The organism is Pararobbsia alpina (assembly GCF_965118125.1).
GTDB lineage: Bacteria > Pseudomonadota > Gammaproteobacteria > Burkholderiales > Burkholderiaceae > Pararobbsia > Pararobbsia alpina_A.
On record NZ_OZ221287.1, the window covers coordinates 3,371,089 to 3,391,500 of the forward strand.

Below are 20,412 nucleotides of genomic sequence, written 5' to 3' on the forward strand. Positions count from 1 at the left end.
GACGGCGAGTATGACCCCGTTCGAGCTCCCCATGACGCGCCGGGAAGACGTCGCCGCAGGCGAGCTGAGCTGGGCGGAGAGGGTTGTCGGTGGGCCGACCCAAAACAAAAGGGCCGGCATTCGCCGACCCTTTCTCGTTGCTACTTTCTGCTACTGACGCTGTTCGGCTCAGGCCGGTTGCGTCGCGCCGTTCGAAGGCTTGGACTCGACGCCGGCATTGCCGCCGCCCGGGGGCACATCGCCCGAGCCACGCGCCGAACCCTTCGGCGGCCGCGGCGGCACGCCCGACATGATGTCGTTGACCTGGTCCGCATCGATGGTTTCCCACTCGAGCAGTGCCTTGGTCATCATCTCGACCTTGTCGCGGTTGTCCTGCAACAGCTTGCGGGCCAGCGAATATTGCTCGTCCAGGATCCGGCGGATTTCCGCGTCGACCTTTTGCTGCGTGCCTTCCGACACCGCGCGCGACGACATGCGGCCAAACGACTGATCCGACTCGGTATCGACGTACACCATCGTGCCGAGCACATCCGACATGCCGTAACGGGTGACCATGTCGCGCGCCAGCTTCGTCGCACGCTCGAAGTCGTTCGAAGCGCCCGTCGAAATCGCGTTCAGGAACACCTCTTCCGCAGCACGTCCGCCGAACAGAATGGCGATCTCATTGAGAATGCCGTCCTTGTACGCGTAGTTCTTGTCGTGTTCCGGCAGGTACCACGTCAGGCCGCCAGCAAAACCGCGCGGCATGATCGTGACCTTGTGAACGGGGTCCGACAGCGGCAACAGCTTGCCGACCACCGCGTGACCCGATTCGTGATACGCCGTCATGCGACGCTCTTCCTCGCGGATCACGGCCGACTTGCGTTCCGGACCCATATAAATCTTGTCCTTCGCGTCCTCGAAGTCCTGCATTTCGACGATGCGCTTGCCGCGGCGTGCCGCGAACAGGGCTGCTTCGTTGACGAGGTTCGCGAGGTCGGCGCCCGAGAAGCCCGGCGTGCCGCGAGCGATGATTGCCGCGTCGACGTCGTTGGCTACCGGCACCTTGCGCAGGTGCACCTTAAGGATCTGTTCGCGACCGCGGATGTCGGGCAGGCCGACAAACACCTGACGGTCGAAACGACCCGGACGCAGCAGCGCCTTGTCGAGCACGTCCGAACGGTTCGTTGCAGCGATCACGATCACGCCGGAGTTCGCTTCGAAGCCGTCCATTTCGACGAGCATCTGGTTCAGCGTCTGCTCACGTTCGTCATTACCACCGCCCATGCCGGCACCGCGATGACGGCCGACGGCGTCGATTTCGTCGATGAAAACGATGCACGGTGCATGCTTCTTTGCCTGTTCGAACATGTCGCGAACGCGCGCAGCGCCCACGCCGACGAACATTTCAACGAAGTCCGAACCCGAGATGCTGAAGAACGGCACCTTCGCTTCGCCCGCAATCGCGCGCGCAAGCAGCGTCTTACCGGTACCCGGAGGGCCGACGAGCAGCACGCCACGCGGAATCCGGCCACCGAGCTTCTGGAATTTTTGCGGATCGCGCAGGAAATCGACGAGTTCCGAGACTTCTTCCTTCGCTTCGTCGCAGCCCGCGACATCGGTAAAGTTGATCGCGTTGTTGTTCTCGTCGATCAGCCGCGCTCGCGACTTACCGAATGAGAATGCCCCGCCTTTGCCCCCGCCCTGCATCTGCCTCATCATGTAGAACCAGAAGCCGATGATCAGAATCGTAGGTCCGAGGTAGTACAGCGCCTGCATCAGCGCGCTCGGCTCGTCTTCCGCCTTGGCGGTGACCGAAACGCCGTCCTTCATCAGGTCGCCGATCATCCAGATGTCGCCGGGTGACACGAGCGTGTACTTGGCGCCATCGGCCGGCGTCACGGTCAGGCTACGGCCCTGGACGATGACACTCTTGACCTTGCCGTTCTTGGCGTCGTCCATGAACTGGGAATAGCTGACCCCTTCCTGGATGCGAGGCTTGTCGAACTGCCTGAACACCGTAAACAGCACCAGTGCGATGACCAGCCACACTGCCGCCTTCGAGAACAAATTGTTGTTCAAAGCATCGCTCCTTCACTGATAGCGCCGGTGAGCCCGAAAAAAGTCCGGTTTCCACCGGCGAACCATTCTAATCCAGGCCGGAAAGCCCCGCCATAGGAATAGTCTACGCCAAAGATAGCCAATTCAAGGGCTTGGCCTGCCCCTTCAGATCGGGTCCAGATCGCTTTTAGATGCCTTTGCCGGGCGTCTTCAGCATCTTTCCCAAAATGAATGTTTCGGCCGACTTATCGCGAGACGCTTTTGGCTTACGTGCCGCGACCACTTTGAATTGCCGTTTGAACTTCTCCACGATCTGGCTATATCCGCTGCCATGGAAGCATTTGACCAGCAATGCGCCATCGGGCTTCAGATGATTCTGCGCAAATTCGAGCGCCAGGTCGCATAGATGTTCGATTCGTGCAGCATCTGCCGACGCTACGCCCGACAGATTGGGCGCCATATCCGAAATTACAAGGTCTACCGCGCGTTCACCGACCAGTTCGTCGAGCTGGTCGAGCAGCGCGTCGTCGCGGAAATCACCCTGCAGGAAATGGACGTCGGCAACGGGCTCCATCGGCAGGATATCGAGCGCGATGATCGTGCCGTCGATGCCGCCTTCGGTCTTCCGGTTGCCCAGTGCGAGCTTGTTGCGCGCGTATTGACTCCAGCTTCCGGGCGCGGAGCCCAGATCGACAATGACCTGACCCGGACGGATCAGCTTGTCGTGCTCGTCGATTTCCTTGAGCTTGTAGGCCGCGCGGGCGCGATAGCCTTCGCGCTGCGCGAGCTTGACGTACGGATCGTTGATGTGGTCGTGAAGCCAGCTCTGATTGAAGCGATTCTTTGCCATGAGATTGGGTTGCTGCGACGAACAGATACCGGGAAATGGCCGGACTCGTCGCTTTTGTTCGATAATACGCGTTTGGCGCGGTCCTCGCGCCCCTTCATCCAGACCGAGCCATGCCCGCCCTTAATTTGACCCCGGCGCAGCGCGCCGCGCTGCGCGCCGACGCGCACGCCCTGAAACCTGTCGTGCTGATCGGCGCCGAGGGGCTGACCCAAGCGGTCATCAAAGAAATCGGCGTTCACCTGAACGCCCACCAGTTGATCAAGATCCGCGTCGCCGGCGATGACCGCGAAGAGCGCATCGAGATCTATGAAGCCATTTGCGATCGCCTCGACGCAGCGCCGATCCAGCATATCGGCAAGCTGCTCGTCGTGTGGCGCCCCGCCGCCGAGGAAGAGGTCGTCAAACCGAGCCAGCGTTCGAGCTCGCGCATTCCGTCAGTCAATAGCGCACGCGGCGAACAGCTCGGCGCTCGCGGCGGTGCGCCGCGCGAAGTCAAAGTCGTCAAGCCGAGCAAGTCGGTCCGCAAGCCGAAGCCCGTCAAGGTCACGGTGCGCGGCAACGAACGCGTCACGGCGGGCGGCAACGTCAAGCGCGCCAAAACGCGTCAGACCAGCGCCAAGCGCCAGCACCAGTCGACCAAGTAAGCGCGGCAACGGCGGGTTTCAGAGCGCGCTGCGGCGCGCCTGGCCTGACCCGGAACGACGTTTGGAATGACTCGGAACGCCGTAAGAACGACTCAGAACGTTGCGATCGCCGATTCGTAGACGCGACGCATGCACACCAGCCAGATCCCCAGCAGGCTCTCGGCGAGATAGAACACCATCGAGACGCCATGCAGCGCGCCGAATTTCGCCCGAAACGCCGAATGCGAAATATCGGTACCCGCGGCCTGTGCCGCGACACGCAACGCGTTCATCCACGGCTGCAGCGCGAAATAGCCAATCAACGTGCATAACAGCATCGCAACGATCACACGTCGCGCGAGGCGCAGCGCGCGAACGGTCGCGACGGGCGCCTGGCTCGTCGCATAGACACGCATGACCCGATTCGCGATCAGCAGCAGCGCGAGTGCGCAGATCACCGACACATACGCCTGCTTCTGAAACAGGCTGGCCGCGACGGTGCCCGCTTCTGTTTCCGGCAACAACGCGAAAAGCGTGGGCGCGACGAGATAACCCGTGGTCAGCAGGCTGCCGACCCAGATCGTCGAAAACAGGTTAAAGAAGCGTTGCGGCATCGTGGAGAGTGCGTTGCGGCTTGCGTGCGGCGCACCGCAGGCGCGGCCGCCGCGACTCACGTGACCGATCAGATGTACTTGACCGAAATGATTTCCCACTCGCGCACGCCGCCCGGTGCCTGCACCGATGCGACATCGCCTTCGATCTTGCCGATCAGCGCACGCGCGATCGGCGAGCTGATCGAGATCAGGCCGTGGTCGAGATCGGCTTCGTCATCGCCGACGATCTGATACGTAACCGTCTTGCCTGCATCGACGTCTTCAAGCTCGACAGTCGAACCGAACACGACGCGGCCATCCGCATCGACGGAAGCCGGATCGATCACTTGCGCAGCCGACAGCTTCGATTCGAGTTCAGCGATGCGGCCTTCGATAAAGCCTTGCTTTTCCTTTGCCGCATCGTATTCGGCGTTTTCGGAGAGGTCACCTTGCGCGCGTGCTTCCGCGATCGCATTGATCACGGCCGGGCGTTCTTTGGACTTCAGGCGGTCGAGCTCTGCTTTCAGCATTTGCGCGCCGCGCTTGGTCAATGGAATGGTGCTCATAAGAATTCAAAAACCAAAAAAAATCGCCGCAGCCAAAGTGCATCCAGACCCTCGGATCCGGACACCGCGTTGGCCGCGGCCTGTGTGAGAGTACGCCGAGCCGCATACGGCCCGGGACTCGATCGGGGTTAGTTTAGGCGAGCATGCAGCCCTTGTAAATCATAGACTTCGAGGTCCTTCAGGTAGCGAAGACCCTCGACTGCCGCACGCGCGCCCGACATCGTCGTGTAATACGTGACCTTGTGCGCCTGCGCGCTCATGCGGATCGAACGTGAATCAGCAATTGCCGTGCGCGTCTCGTCGACGGTCGTAAACACGAGTGCGATTTCGCCGTTCTTGATCATGTCGACGATGTGCGGACGGCCGTCCTTGACCTTGTTCACGACCTTGACCGGCACGCCGGCCGATGCGATCGCGGCCGCTGTGCCCTTGGTCGCGACGATCGGGTAGCCGAGCTCATGCAGCTGCTGCGCGACTTCGATCGCCACCGCCTTGTCGGAGTCCTTGACCGTCAGCAATACGGTGCCCGATGCCGGCAGGCGCGAGCCTGCAGCAAGCTGCGACTTGAACAGCGCTTCACCGAACGTACGGCCCACGCCCATCACTTCGCCCGTCGAGCGCATTTCCGGTCCAAGCACCGGATCGACGGCCGGGAACTTGATGAACGGGAAGACGGCTTCCTTCACGCTGTAATACGGCGGTACGACTTCGGTGGTCACGCCCTGCTCGACCAGCGTCTGGCCGACCATGCAACGCGCCGCAATCTTGGCGAGCTGCTTGCCCGTCGCCTTCGACACGTACGGCACCGTACGCGACGCACGCGGATTCACTTCGAGCACGTAGACGATGTCTTCGATCGTGCCGTCGGCGCGCTTCTCTTGCTGGATTGCAAACTGAACGTTCATCAGGCCGATCACGTTCAGTCCGCGCGCCATCGCCGCCGTCTGACGCTTGAGTTCAGCGACGGTCGCAGCCGACAGCGAGTACGGCGGCAGCGAGCACGCCGAGTCACCCGAGTGCACGCCGGCTTGCTCGATGTGCTCCATCACGCCGCCGATAAACACGTCCTTGCCGTCCGAGATGCAATCGACGTCGCATTCGATCGCGTCGTTGAGGAAGCGGTCGAGCAACACCGGCGAATCGTTCGACACCTTCACGGCCTCGCGCATATAGCGCTCGAGGTCGCGCGGCTCGTGGACGATTTCCATCGCACGGCCACCGAGCACATACGAAGGACGCACGACGAGCGGATAACCGATTTCCTGCGCGAGCTTCAGCGCTTCGTCTTCGGTGCGCGCCGTGCGGTTCGGCGGCTGGCGCAGGTTGAGCTTGTACAGCAGCTTCTGGAAGCGTTCACGGTCTTCGGCCGCGTCGATCATGTCGGGCGACGTACCGATGATCGGCACACCGTTCGCTTCGAGATCGAGTGCGAGCTTCAGCGGTGTCTGGCCACCGTATTGAACGATCACGCCAACCGGCTTTTCCTTGTCGACGATTTCGAGCACGTCTTCGAGCGTCAGCGATTCGAAATACAGGCGGTCGGACGTGTCGTAGTCCGTCGACACGGTTTCCGGGTTGCAGTTGACCATGATGGTTTCGTAACCATCCTCGCGCATCGCGAGTGCCGCGTGCACGCAGCAGTAGTCAAACTCGATGCCCTGGCCGATACGGTTCGGACCGCCACCGAGCACCATGATCTTCTTCTTGTCGGTCGGCTGCGCCTCGCACTCGTCCTCGTAGGTCGAGTACATATACGCCGTCTTCGTCGCGAACTCTGCCGCGCACGTGTCGACGCGCTTGTAGACCGGGCGCACATTGAGTTCGATGCGGCGTTGGCGCACCTTCGTTTGCGTCGCGCCGAGCAGCTTCGCGAGGCGACGATCCGAGAAGCCCGCGCGCTTCAGGTAGCGGAGTTCGTCGAACGACAGGCTTTCGAGCGTGCGGCCCGCCAGGTCTTTCTCGATACGAACAATGTCTTCGATCTGCGCGAGGAACCACGGATCGATCGCGGTTTCCTTGAAGATTTCCTCGGCCGTGAGACCGATGCGGAATGCATCGGCGACGTACCAGATGCGATCCGGACCCGGCGTGTGGATCTCTTCGACGATTTCGTCACGGTCGACCGACTTCTCGTCGAGACCGTCGACACCGACTTCGAGACCGCGCAGCGCTTTCTGGAACGATTCCTGGAACGTGCGGCCGATCGCCATGACTTCACCGACCGACTTCATCTGCGTCGTAAGTCGCGAATCGGCTTCACGGAATTTCTCGAACGCAAAGCGCGGGATCTTCGTGACGACGTAGTCGATCGTCGGCTCGAACGACGCCGGCGTCTGACCGCCGGTGATTTCGTTGCGCAGTTCGTCGAGCGTATAGCCCGCGGCCAGCTTCGCTGCGATCTTGGCGATCGGGAAACCCGTGGCCTTCGACGCGAGCGCCGACGAACGCGACACGCGCGGATTCATTTCAATCACGACCATCCGGCCATCGACCGGGTTGATCGCGAACTGTACGTTCGAACCGCCCGTGTCGACGCCGATCTCGCGCAGCACCGCGAGCGATGCGTTACGCAGGATCTGATATTCCTTGTCGGTCAGCGTCTGGGCCGGCGCGACGGTGATCGAGTCACCCGTGTGCACGCCCATCGGGTCGAGATTCTCGATCGAGCAGACGATGATGCAGTTGTCCTGCTTGTCGCGCACGACTTCCATCTCGTACTCTTTCCAGCCGAGCAGCGACTCTTCGATCAGCAGCTCGTGCGTCGGCGACAAGTCGAGGCCGCGACGGCAGATGTCTTCGAACTCTTCCTTGTTGTACGCGATGCCGCCACCGGAACCGCCGAGCGTGAACGACGGGCGGATCACGATCGGGTAGCCGATACCACCCGTTTCGGTCGCGATGCGCGTCTGCACTTGCTGCGCCTCGTCCCACGAATGCGCGATGCCCGACTTGGCCGAACCGAGGCCGATCTTGGTCATCGCGTCCTTGAACTTCTGGCGGTCTTCGGCCTTGTCGATCGCCTCAGGCGATGCGCCAATGAGTTCGACGTTGTACTTCGACAGCACGCCTTGCGCGTGCAGGTCGAGCGCGCAGTTCAGCGCGGTCTGGCCGCCCATCGTCGGCAGGATCGCGTCGGGACGTTCCTTCGCGATGATGCGCTCGACGACTTCCCACGTGATCGGTTCGATATACGTGACGTCGGCCGTGTTCGGGTCGGTCATGATCGTCGCAGGATTGCTGTTGACGAGAATGACCTTGTAGCCCTCTTCACGCAGTGCCTTGCACGCCTGTGCGCCCGAATAATCGAACTCGCAGGCTTGCCCGATGATGATCGGACCGGCGCCGATGATAAGGATGCTCTTGATGTCTGTACGCTTCGGCATAAAGCTCTCGGATGCTGGATTCTGTGTTCGCTGTCGTCTGGTTTCGCTGTCGACCGGGTTCGCGTCAGGCAGCGACCGTTCGGCCGGCCTTCTTCGCTTCGATCATCGAGACGAAGCGATCGAACAGGTAGGCGATGTCGTGCGGACCCGGCGAGGCTTCGGGGTGGCCCTGGAAGCAGAACGCGGGCTTGTCGGTCAGCGCAAAGCCCTGGAGCGTGCCGTCGAACAGCGAGGTGTGCGTCACGCGCGCATTGGCGGGCAACGTCGATGCATCCACCGCAAAGCCGTGGTTTTGCGACGTGATCACGACACGGCCGTCGTCATGATCCTTGACCGGGTGATTCGCGCCATGGTGACCCGTCTTCATCTTCATCGTCTTCGCACCGACGGCGAGACCCATGATCTGATGACCGAGACAGATGCCGAACGTCGGAATGCCGCGTTCGATGAATTCGCGCGTGGCGCGGATCGCGTAGTCGCACGGCTCAGGGTCGCCGGGGCCGTTCGACAGGAAGATGCCGTCCGGATTCAGCGCGAGCGCATCGGCCGCCGTCGCTTGCGCGGGCAGCACCGTCACACGCAGGCCGCGTTCGGCCAGCATGCGCAGGATGTTGTACTTGACGCCGTAGTCGAATGCGACGACGTGATACTTCGCTTCACGTTGCTCGCGATAGCCTTCGCCGAGACGCCATTCGGTCTGCGTCCACTCGTACGGCCCGGTGGCCGAGACGACCTTCGCGAGGTCCATGCCCGCGAGACCCGGGAACGAGCGCGCGAGCTCGAGCGCCTTGTCCGCGTTGTCTTCACCCGCGAGGATCGCGCCGTTTTGCGCGCCCTTCTCGCGCAGGATCCGCGTGAGCTTGCGTGTGTCGAGGCCTGCGATCGCAACGATGCCTTCGTCGTTCAGGTACTGCGACAACGTGCGCTGCTGACGGAAGTTCGACGCGACGAGCGGGAGATCGCGAATGATGAGGCCGGCCGCGTGAACCTTGCTCGCCTCGACATCTTCAGCGTTGACGCCGACATTGCCGATATGCGGATACGTCAGCGTGACGATCTGACGCGAGTAGCTCGGGTCGGTGAGGATTTCCTGATAGCCGGTGATTGCGGTATTGAAAACGACTTCGCCGATCGTGTGACCGGGGGCGCCAATCGAATAACCGCGGAAGACCGTACCGTCAGCGAGCGCAAGCTGGGCGAGAGGAAAAGACGGCAACACGGGAGGCTCCTTGCGGGGGACACCCAGCTGCCGACCTGCCGTTCATGTCCGGAGAACCGAGCGCGTCAGGCGAAAGCTTCCGTGTGCTGCCTCTGGATCACCGGGTAGGCGATCGGGCGCGCGACGGGTGCCGCGTGGCGGGTCGGTCCTGCACATCCTGCCGAAGCGTTTGCCGTCTGAAAAACGGGCAAGTCGAACGAAAGATGCGGCGGACGAACGAGAGAATGAGGGTAGGCGCTAGGGTGCGGGTGGATTAACTTAAACTTTCGAATTATAGCCCGCCGGGACGCCCTCCCGCTAGGCCCGCCCTGCCCGCGAACGCCCGCGCCAGGCGGTCGCCATCCGTTAAAACCCGCGCCCCGCAAGGCGCTGCGCGAAATAGGGATCGGTAAAAAATATTTTTCGAGACTGTGCGCTCTGCGCATTCCCACCGCCCCAGCGTATATGCGCAGCGAGTCCGAATGGCTCGCCGGGAGCGCATATCCGACTCACAGCACAGTGGCAGCAAACTGGCAGCGGCCAGCCACGACCGGTCTTGCACGCGTTGAGCGCCCACAAACGAAAACGCGCCGGTCCGTTGGACTGGCGCGCTTAAAAAAGCGTCGAATTGATCGGAGCGTAACCTCACGCATTGCCCCCGCAACGCGTGTTCAACCCGTGCCTAGCCGCTGTTTTTGCCGTGCTTCTCGGATGAGGCCTCGGCGGTGGCTCGCTTGCGGCTTGCACCACCGTCCTGGGCTTTTGATGTCTGTACTGACTTCGCGGGCGCCTTCGGCTGCGCTGCGGCCTTGACCGGAGCGTGTGCATCCTCTTTGCGCGAATCCTCTTTTCCGCCGCGGGCCGCCGACTTCTGCGGTGCCGACTTCGACTCGTCACGCGACGCCGTCTTCGGCGAACCCTTCGACGACGCAGCAACCCGACCCTTGGCCGTCGTCGCCGGCGCGTCCGAACCCCGTGCGGAAGACTTGATCATACTGCCGCGCGAGCCGGAATGGGAACCGGAATCAGCCGACTTCGAGGAGGATTCGGCAACTTTCTCGGTCGTCTTTTCAGATCCCTTCTCGTTAGCGCGATCGGCACCTTTGTCGCCCGACTTATCGGCGCCCTTATCGGCGTTCTTGTCCGATTTGTCGTCGTTGCCTGCCGTTGCCGGCGCCGCCGCCGGAATCGACTTGCCGACCGGGATATGCAGCACCACCGTCTGTCCCGGCGTGATCGTCGAGCCGCGGCGCTTGTTCCAGGCACGCAATTGGGCAACCGTCACGCCGTAGCGCGAAGCGATTGACGCCATGCTTTCATGACGACGCACACGAATCAGCACTTTGCGCGTATCGGGAACGTCGGGCTCCATGGCGAGCACGGCGTTTTCGGCCGTGTCGGCGCTGATGTCTTCATCGTCCTCGTCGCGCGGCACGACCACGGTCGAGCCCGGCTTGAGACGCATGCCCGGCGGAATGCGGTTGGTCGTGCGCAGCGTGTCGACGTCGACACCGATCTTCGATGCGAGGGCTTCCGGCGTCGTGCGTTCGTTGACCGTGTAGGTCGTCCACGAAGCGAGCTGACCCGAGTAAATCTTGAGATTGTCCTGGAACTGTTGCGCGTTATCGAACGGCAGCAGGATCTGCGACTGCGTCGCGCCGAGGATCATCGGCAGACGGAACGAAGGGTTCAGCGCCTTGAATTCGTCCGGCGTCATCCCGGCAAGCTTGGCTGCGATATTGACGTCGATATCGTGTGACGTCGTGACCGTCACGAAATACGGGTGATTCGGAATATCCGGCAGCGTCAGACCATAGGCTTGCGGATTTTCGATGATGTTCTTGACGGCCTGGAGCTTCGGCACATAGCTGCGCGTCTCGGCCGGCATCTTCAGGCTCATATAGTCGGTCGGCAGACCGGCGGCCTGGTTGCGCGCAATCGCGCGCTGCACATTGCCCTCACCCCAGTTGTACGCGGCGAGTGCGAGATACCAGTCGCCGAACATGTCATGGAGCTTCTGCAGATAGTCGAGTGCGGCGCTCGTCGACGCGAGCACGTCACGGCGCTCGTCCTGGAACATGTTGTTGCGCAGGTTGAACGTCTTGCCCGTTCCCGGCACGAACTGCCACATGCCCGCGGCCTTGGCGACCGAAAGCGCTTGCGGGTTATATGCGGATTCGATGAACGGCAGGAGTGCGAGCTCGGTCGGCATATTGCGCTGCTCGAGCTCGTTGACGATGTGATACAGGTACAGCTTCGAGCGATCCGTCATGCGCGCCACGTAATCCGGGCGCGACGTGTACCAGTCGAGGTTCTGCTGGACGAGATCGCCGTCCATGTCCTGCAGCTGAAAACCTTTGCGAATGCGCCCCCAGATATCGTCGGGCTGCTTGAGCGCGGCGACGGACTGCTGGTCGACGTTGATCGGCCCATCAGTTGAAGCGAGAGCGGCAGGGAGATTCTTGGAAGGGGACTTCTGAATCGTGGAAATCGGCGAGTTGGCAAGACCTGCCGTATCTGGTGCGCTGGCGCAAGCAGAGAGTAGCAAGGCGACTAGCGCACAGAAAAGTAATCGCATTGGACGGCTCGTTCCAAAGACTGCAAGGAAAGTGTTGGGGGGATGGTAAGTAAGCCCTATTAATCCGTCAACGAAAAAAATGAAAAAAGCCTTGATAATCCGCGATCTGCCAACGATTCCGCGAATACATCTTAGGTAAACCCCGACTTGCCGCTCACTATTCGGCGTGCAATCGGAAAAGGCTACCGGAATACGTTCTTCCACTCGCGCATGGCAGCGAACACCTCGAGGCGGTCCGTCTGCTCCCGATGGGCGGGCGTTGCGTGATGGAAGGCGGGGGCTGAAGAAAGGACATGTGTGCGAACCGAAGGCTCGCTCGCGCGCAGAAACGGATTGACCTGTCGCTCGTGGCCGATCGTCGTCGGTAAAGTCGGCTTGCCTGATTCGCGCAGCGCGCTTGCCTTGCGATGCCAACCTTGAAGCGCCGCGTTGTCCGGTTCGCAGGCCAGCGCGAAGCGAATGTTCGACAGCGTGTATTCGTGTGCGCAATGCACGTGCGTCGACTCAGGCAACGCAGCGAGTGCGTCGAGCGAGTTCAGCATCTGCGCGGGGGTGCCCTCGAACAAACGTCCGCAGCCGCTGGCGAACAGCGTGTCGCCACAGAATACGTGCGGCGCACCGTCACCACCCTGCTTCTGGAAATACGCAATATGGCCACGCGTGTGGCCCGGCACATCGATGACGTCGAACGCACCGAACGGCTCAGGCAGCGTGACAGTGTCGCCACCCGCGAGCGCGTGCGTGACGACCGGGATCTGTTCAGCGCGCGGACCGTAAACAGGTATAGGTGACCCTGCTGCATCCGTGCCTGTTGAGAAAGATCTCAACAAGGAGGCGACTCCGCCGACATGGTCCCCGTGATGATGCGTGAGTAGAATAGCGGTCAACGTCAGATCGCGTTTGCGCAACCACCGTTCGACGGGTTCGGCCTCACCCGGATCGACGACAACCGCGCTGTGGCCGTCGGCCATTACCCAAATGTAGTTGTCTTCGAACGCTGGAACCGGCACGTAGTCGTAAGAGGCGTTGCTCGAGCTATTCATTGGATCACCATGTCTGACCACGGGATTATAGACTGGCCTGCCTGGACGATTTCGCCGCCCGGACGCTACGTTCTCGCATGGGAGCAGGCGCAGCTCGACCACGTCGTCGGCGATATTTTCGGCTACCACGCGTTGCAGCTGGGCTTGCCCCAGCTCGATGCCTTGCGCGAAAACCGGATGCCCTATCGCGGCCTCGTGCTCGATGGCGCGAGTCGTGCAAGCGCGCCCTATTCGATGCCGCCTTCGAAGGCCAATCGCGGCGCAGGCGAAACGCTTGCCGGCGCGGGCTCAAAGAGCGACTTCGCTTCTGGCAGCGCCACGCCCGGCGTCACACCCTTCCCGAGCCGTAACCCCGCGCATGCCCCGGCGTTTTCACGCAGCACCATCTGGTGCGAGTTCGTCGATTTGCCGTTCGAAGCGCAAAGCGTCGATCTCGTCGTGATGCCCCATACCCTCGAATTCACACCCGACCCTCACCGGTTGCTGCGTGAAGTCGAGCGCGTGCTCGTGCCTGACGGCCGGCTCGTCATTTCGGGCTTCAATTCACTGAGTCTGTGGGGCATGCGCCAATCGATGGGCCGCATGACACGCAACCCGTTCGTGCCGGGCACGCACGACCTGATTGCATTCACTCGGCTCAAGGACTGGATCAAGCTGCTGGGTTTCGAATTCGACCGGGGGCGCTTCGGCTGCTACCGCCCGCCGCTGCTGACGGACAAATGGATGTCGCGGTACGAGTTCATGGAGTCGGCCGGCGATCGCTGGTGGCCGATCTTCGGCGCGACCTATATGATCACGGCCGTCAAACGCGTGCGCGGCATGCGGCTCGTCGGGCCGAAGTGGGCCAAGAAGCCCGCGCTTGCGCCGGGCCTCTCACCCGTCGCTACGCCGAATTCACACGCTGCAATTGAACGGAACATTCCACAGAAATAATGTCGGACGTCATCGATATCTACACGGATGGTGCCTGCAAGGGCAATCCGGGCCCCGGTGGCTGGGGCGCATTGCTGCGCTATGGCGCAAAAGAAAAAGAATTGTTCGGCGGCGAAAAGCTCACAACGAACAACCGCATGGAGTTGATGGCCGTGATCGCTGCGCTTGAGGCGCTGAAGCGGCCGTGCAAGGCCGTGGTCCATACCGATTCGCAGTATGTGCAAAAAGGCATCAGCGAATGGATTCACGGCTGGAAGAAAAAGAACTGGATGACCGCGGCCAAGGCCCCGGTTAAAAACGCCGATCTGTGGAAGCGGCTCGACGCACTGACTGAGCAGCACGAGCTTGAGTGGCGCTGGGTCAAGGGCCACGCGGGACACCCCGAGAATGAACGCGCGGACCAGCTGGCCAATCGCGGCGTGGAGTCGTTGACGTCGGCTTGAGCGGTTAGTCAGTGGTGCGCGGACCCGGTGATGTCCCGATCATCGAACTGCCCACGCTGTCGTTGCCGCCGCGACTGCGACTTCGAGTCGCAAAGCGTTTTGCAAAATTCAGCTCGCGTGACCGCAACGATTTCGATCGTTACGTAGTGCCCTCGCCGGTCGGTGCCTATCTCATGGCACTCGAGCTTGAGCGCGAGGCATTCCTTTACGCCGAGTACAATTCCGGGCAGACATCGTCCGACACCATCATGCGTCAACTTATTCTCGATACCGAAACGACCGGCCTGAATGCGCGCTCCGGCGACCGCATTATTGAATTCGGCGCGGTCGAACTCGTGAATCGGCGGCTCACGGGCCGCAACCTGCACTTCTATATCAATCCGGAACGCGACAGCGATCCGGGCGCACTGGCGGTGCACGGCCTCACGACCGAGTTCCTGAGCGACAAGCCCAAGTTCGCAGAGATTGCGAATCAGATTCTGGATTTCGTCGCAGGCGCCGATCTGATCATTCACAACGCGCCGTTCGACCTGGGCTTTCTCGACGCCGAGTTCAGCCTGCTTGGCCAGCCGACGTTTTCGAGTCAGTGCGGCGAAGTGATTGACACACTCGTGCTCGCGAAGTCGATGTATCCGGGCAAGCGCAATTCGCTCGACGCACTGTGCGACCGACTCGGCGTCAGCAACGCACACCGTACGCTGCACGGCGCACTGCTCGACTCGGAACTGCTCGCCGAAGTGTATCTGGCACTGACACGCGGTCAGGAAAGCCTCGTCATCGATATGCTGGGCGAGACAGCCGAAGCCGAAGCAACCGGCACACAATCCGTCGCGGCTGGGTTCGCCGCGCTCGACTTGCCGGTCGTTCTGGCTTCTGAGGACGAACAGGCCGCACACGACGCATTGCTCGATGGACTCGATAAGGCAGTCAAAGGCGCGTGCGTGTGGCGCGCAGAGCCGAAGACCGAGGAACCGGGCACGCAGGCGGCTTAATCAGCAATTTTGCCCGCCTCAATATTTTTGGTTGCCATTCCTCAAAACCCGTTGCTATAATCGCGGTCTTCTTTGGACGGTTAGCTCAGCGGTAGAGCACTGCCTTCACACGGCAGGGGTCACAGGTTCAATCCCTGTACCGTCCACCAGGATTCGCGGACTTCCGCATGAAAAAAGCCCTCAGGCATTTGCCGAGGGCTTTTTTCATTGTTGCGTCGTGGGAATCGCCGAAGCGGATCCCCACGCTAAGCCACTCAATAACCGTATCCCGGACCATACCCCGGCTGAGCGTACGGTTGCGGCGGCGGAGCGCACGGAACGTAGGCACCGCGGTAACCGTCATAGCAATAGCCCGGCGCAGCCGCATAGGCGGGCGCTGCGTAAACCGGTGCGGCGTAGACCGGAGCCGGCTGGTACGCCACGACCGGCTGTGGATTCACGGCCGAGCTGACCACCGCGCCAAGTACCGCACCGCCGATCAGCGCGCCGACGATCGCGCCGCCGTCACCATGCGCCGATGCTTGTCCTGCAAATGCAAGACTACCGACGACCAACGCACTCATCGCAAGCTTTTTCATTTCCTTCTCCTGCCTCGCAGACTGCAACTGTTTCTGATGTAAGAACACTTCACGACTGCATTGTGTGCCCTTCATCAAGAAATAGATGCTGCAAGTAGTAACCGGAAATTTCCGCAGTAACACAGGGTAAGTCGGCACATTGTTCCGTGCTCCGCCTCAGCGCATTCCTCGCCCTACCGCCCAGCCTCGGCGCACTGAGCACAGGCAAGCCCCTCGCAACTTTCGCGATCGACCTGATCACGTCGACAGCTCACGCAGCCAAGACACCACGCGTCACATCGATACGTCCCATGTAACGCATCAACGAACGCCACATCGCAGTGACTCTTCTCCGCAGGTGTCACGATCCGTCATCAATCTCGTCAGTGCGTTCCTTACCCGGAGGCACGTCCGCGCCAGCATTATCGAGCCCGCCACCGTCGATCCCGGAGCCTGTGCGCCACACTTGTTTGCCGCGCTCGGAAAGCTGCCCGCAGCTATGCGTCGCATCCGCCTCCGAGCCGTCGACGGCCATATCGCCGCCGGGCTGCTCCTGCGCCGCGACGCGGTGTCCCTTGCGAAGCGCGTAGTTTTCGTCCTGCGACCGACCTGCGTATGCCTCGATCTTGTCCATCTCGCACCTCCGTAGTCAACGACGACTGAATCATCACCACTCGGGGCCGCATCAAACGTTCCCGCATGCCCAGCAAACCCACTAGGCGGACGCAAATACGCCGAGACAAACAAAAACCCCCGGCGCCTTCCGGCCACCGGGGGTTTTCAAACACCTGATCGATGCGCAGCACGACAGCGTCGCGCGGCTACACCTGCATCATTTACTTCGCGTTGACTTCACGCAGCGTCGTACGACCCTTCTGACGCAGCAGTTGCTCGAACGCCTTCACGTAGTTCTGAGCCATGCGCTTCGACGTGAAACGGTCTTCGAATGCCTGACGAACGCGCGAACGCGGAATCGTGTGCAGACGGTTCACAGCGGCCACAGCCGACGTTTCGTCTTCAACGATAAAGCCCGACACGCCGTTTTCGATGACTTCAGGCACCGAACCGCGGTTGAACGCGATCACCGGCGTACCGCAAGCCATCGACTCGATCATCACGAGACCGAACGGTTCCGGCCAGTCGATCGGGAACAGAAGCGCGTGCGCACCCGACAGGAACGCCGGCTTTTCGGCTTCGTTGATTTCACCGATGTATTCGACGTGCGGCAGTGCGAAAAGCGGCTTGATCTCTTCTTCGTAGTACGCGCGGTCAGCCTTGTCGATCTTCGCGGCGATCTTGATCTTCATGCCGGCGGCCTGAGCGATGCGGATTGCGCGGTCGACACGCTTTTCGGGCGACACGCGACCGAGGAAAGCGAGATACTTCTGTTCAACGCCAGCAACCGGCGTCAGCAGGTTTTCGGGCAGGCCGTGGTGGACCGTCGTCAGCCAGTTCGCCTGCGGCAGCGGCGTACGCTGGTGATCGGAGATCGAAACGACCGGCACGTCGTTGAACGTGTCGAAAATCGGGCCCAGTTCCGGCAGGTCGAGGCGGCCGTGCAGCGTCGTCACGAACGGCGTGTCCTGGCGGCTGAACAGCGGGAACGGATAGTAGTCGATATGGAAATGCAGCACGTCGAATTCATGCGCACGGCGGCGGACTTCTTCGAGCAGCAGCATATGCGGCGCCATCGTGTCGCGAATCGTCGGATCCAGACGCAGTGCCTGCGGCCAGAACGCTTCGAGCTTCGCCGAGGTCTTCGAGTCCCCGCTGGCAAACAAAGTGACATCGTGACCCAGTTCGACGAGGGCTTCCGTCAGGTTGGACACAACGCGCTCTGTACCGCCGTAAAGCTTCGGGGGAACCGCCTCGTGCAGTGGAGCGATCTGAGCGATTCGCATATCGACACTCTCCTAAATAAAAAACAGGCAAAAATTTTGCTGCGAGTTCTGGATTCGGTGGACGTTCGTTTCCGAATATTTCACCGGGCCGCGGCCCCGCCATCGCCGACAGCCATTCCGTAGTCGAGTCCTGCGGGGCGGCGCCGAAGGCGCTTTGCAGCCAGGTTAGCCCTACGGGTAAATAGCGCTTGACACATAACGCACGACAGATGACCCCGTTGACGCCAAAACATGAAAAAACTCTGTAAGCTTCGACCCTCGTTCCAAACTCAAGTTCGGAACCGGGCGCATGCTGCCTTAGCATCAACCGGACCTGCCCTCGCCGCTCATGAATCCTGCTGCAGAGCGGCAAAGCTGGCCCGCATGTTGCGAGTCTGTCGGGCGCGGTACGCTTCGCATCCCACGATGTGAACCTCAGCGTCGCGGGACGGGATTATGACGAGCCTCAAATTGTGACGAACCCTTGAATTTCAAAGAATTTAGCTTGTTACAGTGGGGATACAACTTGTGACGGACAGTCTTGTCAGCCGTCACCTAGATTGGGGCGTTAGAGGCGGGTCACCGACGGATACGCCGTTAAGGCCGCCAGCGATATCGAATTTATGAACACTTCCGACGTGCAGCACATCACGCGGCTCACCCCCGAGCAACTCGAGAAAGAGTCGCCCGAAAAGCTGACAGTCGCCGAGCGCAACCTGCGCAACGAGCGGCTGTCGAGCTATTCGCGCCGTCCGCTCTCGTTTCTCTTGCGCTATATCCGGCGCAGGCCCGTCGCCCATGGCGTGCTGCTGACGAGCGTTTTTGTTGCAGTGCTCTGCGCGCTGATGTCGCAGTACGCGATCAAGCACCTGGTTGACGTGCTGTCGGCCGGACACCGCAATACAGGCCCGGTCTGGCTCGCCTTCCTGCTGCTGGTCGGGCTGATCGCGGCCGACAACCTGTCGTGGCGGGTCGGCGGCTGGATCGGCGCACGCGCTTTTGTCGGCGTTACGGGCGACTTGCGGCGCGACTTGTTTCAATATTTGAGCGGCCACTCTCCGAGTTACTTCCTGGAGAAGCAACCCGGGATGCTGGCGAGCCGGATTACGGCGACGTCGAACGCCGTGTACATCACCGAAAATACAATGGCATGGAATGTCTTGCCGCCGACCATCGCGGTCATCGGCGCCATTGTGATGGTCACGCTGGTCAATCCGCTGATGTCGGCGGGCCTGTTGTCGATCTCGGCTGTCCTCGCCGTCGTGCTGTTCAAGCTCGCCGGCCGCGGCTCCCACAAGCACCATACTTTTGCGACGAAGGCCGCTGCCGTCGACGGCGAACTGGTCGACGTGATCAGCAATATGGGCCTCGTGCGCGCCTTCGGGGCCACATTCCGCGAGCAGGCGCGCTTCGCCGACAGCGTGTCGGCCGAAATGGATGCACGCCGCCGCAGCCTGCTTTACCTCGAAAAGCTTCGCCTGCTCCACGCCGTCATCACGGCCTGCCTGTCGGCCGGCCTGCTGGGCTGGGCACTCTGGCTCTGGACGCAGGACAAGGTCACCTCGGGCGATATCGTGCTGATCAGCTCGCTCGGTTTCACGATTTTGCACGGCACGCGTGACCTGGCTGTCGCGCTCGTGGACGTCACGCAGCACATTGCGCGTCTTGCTGAGGCGGTCGAAACCCTGCTCGAGCCGCACAGCATGCCCGACCACTCGCAGGCGACGACGCTCGAAACCCGCGGCGGCAAGGTCCAGTTCGACAACGTCTGCTTCGCCTATCCGAAGCGCAAGCGCATCCTCGACAACTTCAATCTGCTGATCGAGCCGGGCCAGCGTGTCGGCCTGATCGGCAAATCCGGAGCGGGCAAGTCGACCGTGCTGTCGCTGCTCCAGCGCTTCTACGAGACGCAAGGCGGCCGGATCCTGATCGACGATCAAGAGATCTCGCTCGTCACGCAGGACAGCCTGCGCCATACGATCGCCGTGGTGCCGCAGGACATCTCGCTGTTCCATCGCTCGGTCTACGAGAACATTGCCTACGGGCGCCCCGAAGCCACCCGCGAAGAGGTGTTCGCGGCGGCACGTGAAGCCCGCTGCGCCGAGTTCATCGAGGCCATGCCCGAAGGCTACGACACGATCGTCGGCGACCGTGGCGTCAAGCTCTCCGGCGGTCAGCGCCAACGCATTGCCATCGCGCGTGCTGTGCTCAAGAACGCGCCGATCCTGCTGCTCGACGAAGCCACATCGGCGCTCGACAGCCAGTCGGAAGAGGCCATTCAGCAGGCACTCGACCGCCTGATGCGCGGCCGCACCGTCATCGCCATCGCGCACCGCCTGTCGACCCTGCAGAACTTCGACCGCCTGATCGTGATGAGCAACGGGCACGTCATCGACGACGGCTCGCCTGAGCTGCTGCGTAGCCGTCCTGGCCTCTATCGCGATTTGCTCGGCAAGCAGCAGCATGGCAAGGGCGCGCACCACAACGCCGCCGCGAGCCACAGCGAGCAGCAGGTCGCCTGACCCGACCGTCGCCGTAGTCGTCGACCCAAACCAAGAAGGGGCGCCCTGAATGTCAGGGCGCCCCTTCTGTTTGGTGCTCGTGACTCCTTACGCGTGACGATCCGGGGCTAGGCACCCGACCCCTCGCCCGTTCCCGCACGGCCCGCTGGCAGGTCAATCGCGCCGTCTCAAAGCCCGCACTCCGGCTCTCACTCGGGACTTCGCGCTCGGG

15 protein-coding genes, 1 tRNA gene and 2 pseudogenes are annotated in these 20,412 nt (G+C 61.6%); 7 read left to right on the forward strand and 11 right to left on the reverse strand.

Annotated elements, in window-relative coordinates:
- Positions 1-168 precede the first annotated feature (168 nt).
- Both ftsH and ACMFWR_RS14590 read right to left on the reverse strand, forming a co-directional pair.
- A complete protein-coding gene (gene ftsH / locus ACMFWR_RS14585) occupies positions 169-2,061 on the reverse strand; it encodes an ATP-dependent zinc metalloprotease FtsH (protein WP_413192338.1) in 1,893 nt (630 codons plus the stop codon).
- A gap of 166 nt (positions 2,062-2,227) precedes the next feature.
- Positions 2,228-2,890, reverse strand: a complete 663-nt coding sequence (locus ACMFWR_RS14590) for an RlmE family RNA methyltransferase (protein ID WP_413192339.1) — start codon at positions 2,888-2,890, stop codon at positions 2,228-2,230.
- A 110-nt stretch (positions 2,891-3,000) separates the two neighbouring features.
- Here ACMFWR_RS14590 and ACMFWR_RS14595 point away from each other — a divergent pair.
- Positions 3,001-3,271 (forward strand): annotated as a pseudogene (locus ACMFWR_RS14595) (YhbY family RNA-binding protein); the annotation flags it as partial.
- An 86-nt stretch (positions 3,272-3,357) separates the two neighbouring features.
- A pseudogene (locus tag ACMFWR_RS14600) lies at positions 3,358-3,534 on the forward strand (RNA-binding protein); the annotation flags it as partial.
- A gap of 92 nt (positions 3,535-3,626) precedes the next feature.
- Here ACMFWR_RS14600 and ACMFWR_RS14605 read toward each other — a convergent pair.
- From ACMFWR_RS14605 to gloB, 6 genes are all read right to left on the reverse strand, one after another.
- Entirely contained in the window at positions 3,627-4,127 is a 501-nt protein-coding gene (locus tag ACMFWR_RS14605) for a DUF4149 domain-containing protein (protein ID WP_413194911.1), read from the reverse strand.
- A gap of 68 nt (positions 4,128-4,195) precedes the next feature.
- Positions 4,196-4,672, reverse strand: coding sequence for a transcription elongation factor GreA (greA, locus tag ACMFWR_RS14610; protein ID WP_413192340.1), 477 nt, complete (start codon positions 4,670-4,672; stop codon positions 4,196-4,198).
- Positions 4,673-4,800: 128 nt separating this feature from the next.
- Positions 4,801-8,055 carry a carbamoyl-phosphate synthase large subunit gene (gene carB, locus ACMFWR_RS14615; RefSeq protein WP_413192341.1) on the reverse strand — a complete coding sequence of 1,085 codons (3,255 nt, stop codon included), beginning with the start codon at positions 8,053-8,055 and terminating at the stop codon, positions 4,801-4,803.
- Positions 8,056-8,119: 64 nt separating this feature from the next.
- Complete coding sequence (carA, locus tag ACMFWR_RS14620; protein WP_413192342.1) at positions 8,120-9,274, reverse strand: glutamine-hydrolyzing carbamoyl-phosphate synthase small subunit; 1,155 nt, start codon at positions 9,272-9,274, stop codon at positions 8,120-8,122.
- 661 nt (positions 9,275-9,935) lie between these two features.
- The gene (locus ACMFWR_RS14625; protein ID WP_413192343.1) at positions 9,936-11,831 is read right to left on the reverse strand and encodes a transglycosylase SLT domain-containing protein; all 1,896 of its coding nucleotides are present in this window, start codon (positions 11,829-11,831) and stop codon (positions 9,936-9,938) included.
- A 182-nt stretch (positions 11,832-12,013) separates the two neighbouring features.
- Positions 12,014-12,874, reverse strand: coding sequence for a hydroxyacylglutathione hydrolase (gene gloB, locus ACMFWR_RS14630; protein ID WP_413192344.1), 861 nt, complete (start codon positions 12,872-12,874; stop codon positions 12,014-12,016).
- A 9-nt stretch (positions 12,875-12,883) separates the two neighbouring features.
- On the opposite strand from gloB, the gene ACMFWR_RS14635 reads away from it, so the two are divergent.
- The 4 genes from ACMFWR_RS14635 to ACMFWR_RS14650 all read left to right on the forward strand — a co-directional run bounded on the left by ACMFWR_RS14635 (position 12,884) and on the right by ACMFWR_RS14650 (position 15,391).
- Positions 12,884-13,807 carry a class I SAM-dependent methyltransferase gene (locus tag ACMFWR_RS14635; protein ID WP_413192345.1) on the forward strand — a complete coding sequence of 308 codons (924 nt, stop codon included), beginning with the start codon at positions 12,884-12,886 and terminating at the stop codon, positions 13,805-13,807.
- Positions 13,804-14,250, forward strand: a complete 447-nt coding sequence (rnhA, locus tag ACMFWR_RS14640) for a ribonuclease HI (RefSeq protein ID WP_413194912.1) — start codon at positions 13,804-13,806, stop codon at positions 14,248-14,250. The genes ACMFWR_RS14635 and rnhA overlap by 4 nt, the downstream gene beginning before the upstream one ends.
- Before the next feature lie 248 nt (positions 14,251-14,498).
- Positions 14,499-15,242, forward strand: coding sequence for a DNA polymerase III subunit epsilon (dnaQ, locus tag ACMFWR_RS14645; protein ID WP_413194913.1), 744 nt, complete (start codon positions 14,499-14,501; stop codon positions 15,240-15,242).
- Positions 15,243-15,316: 74 nt separating this feature from the next.
- Positions 15,317-15,391: transfer RNA gene (locus ACMFWR_RS14650), tRNA-Val, on the forward strand.
- A gap of 105 nt (positions 15,392-15,496) precedes the next feature.
- Here the strand turns inward: ACMFWR_RS14650 and ACMFWR_RS14655 are convergent.
- From ACMFWR_RS14655 to ACMFWR_RS14665, 3 genes are all read right to left on the reverse strand, one after another.
- Positions 15,497-15,820: an ecotin precursor gene (locus tag ACMFWR_RS14655; protein ID WP_413192346.1), complete on the reverse strand. Its 324-nt coding sequence runs from the start codon at positions 15,818-15,820 to the stop codon at positions 15,497-15,499.
- A 340-nt stretch (positions 15,821-16,160) separates the two neighbouring features.
- A complete protein-coding gene (locus ACMFWR_RS14660; protein WP_413192347.1) occupies positions 16,161-16,433 on the reverse strand; it encodes a hypothetical protein in 273 nt (90 codons plus the stop codon).
- Between the two features lie 202 nt (positions 16,434-16,635).
- Positions 16,636-17,700, reverse strand: a complete 1,065-nt coding sequence (locus ACMFWR_RS14665; protein ID WP_413192348.1) for a glycosyltransferase family 4 protein — start codon at positions 17,698-17,700, stop codon at positions 16,636-16,638.
- Positions 17,701-18,302: 602 nt separating this feature from the next.
- Here ACMFWR_RS14665 and ACMFWR_RS14670 point away from each other — a divergent pair.
- On the forward strand, positions 18,303-20,201 hold the full coding sequence (locus tag ACMFWR_RS14670) for an ABC transporter ATP-binding protein (protein ID WP_413192349.1): 1,899 nt from the start codon (positions 18,303-18,305) through the stop codon (positions 20,199-20,201).
- Positions 20,202-20,412 lie beyond the last annotated feature (211 nt).

What these genes read in the sequence shown, in the direction of transcription:
- ACMFWR_RS14625 (WP_413192343.1), bottom strand. Translation starts at nt 11,831, where the DNA reads ATGCGATTACTTTTCTGTGCGCTAGTCGCCTTGCTACTCTCTGCTTGC.
- ACMFWR_RS14605 (WP_413194911.1), bottom strand. Translation starts at nt 4,127, where the DNA reads ATGCCGCAACGCTTCTTTAACCTGTTTTCGACGATCTGGGTCGGCAGC.
- ACMFWR_RS14670 (WP_413192349.1), top strand. Translation starts at nt 18,303, where the DNA reads ATGAACACTTCCGACGTGCAGCACATCACGCGGCTCACCCCCGAGCAA.
- ACMFWR_RS14590 (WP_413192339.1), bottom strand. Translation starts at nt 2,890, where the DNA reads ATGGCAAAGAATCGCTTCAATCAGAGCTGGCTTCACGACCACATCAAC.
- dnaQ (WP_413194913.1), top strand. Translation starts at nt 14,499, where the DNA reads ATGCGTCAACTTATTCTCGATACCGAAACGACCGGCCTGAATGCGCGC.
- greA (WP_413192340.1), bottom strand. Translation starts at nt 4,672, where the DNA reads ATGAGCACCATTCCATTGACCAAGCGCGGCGCGCAAATGCTGAAAGCA.
- gloB (WP_413192344.1), bottom strand. Translation starts at nt 12,874, where the DNA reads ATGAATAGCTCGAGCAACGCCTCTTACGACTACGTGCCGGTTCCAGCG.
- carB (WP_413192341.1), bottom strand. Translation starts at nt 8,055, where the DNA reads ATGCCGAAGCGTACAGACATCAAGAGCATCCTTATCATCGGCGCCGGT.
- ACMFWR_RS14660 (WP_413192347.1), bottom strand. Translation starts at nt 16,433, where the DNA reads ATGGACAAGATCGAGGCATACGCAGGTCGGTCGCAGGACGAAAACTAC.
- ACMFWR_RS14665 (WP_413192348.1), bottom strand. Translation starts at nt 17,700, where the DNA reads ATGCGAATCGCTCAGATCGCTCCACTGCACGAGGCGGTTCCCCCGAAG.
- ACMFWR_RS14655 (WP_413192346.1), bottom strand. Translation starts at nt 15,820, where the DNA reads ATGAAAAAGCTTGCGATGAGTGCGTTGGTCGTCGGTAGTCTTGCATTT.
- ACMFWR_RS14635 (WP_413192345.1), top strand. Translation starts at nt 12,884, where the DNA reads ATGTCTGACCACGGGATTATAGACTGGCCTGCCTGGACGATTTCGCCG.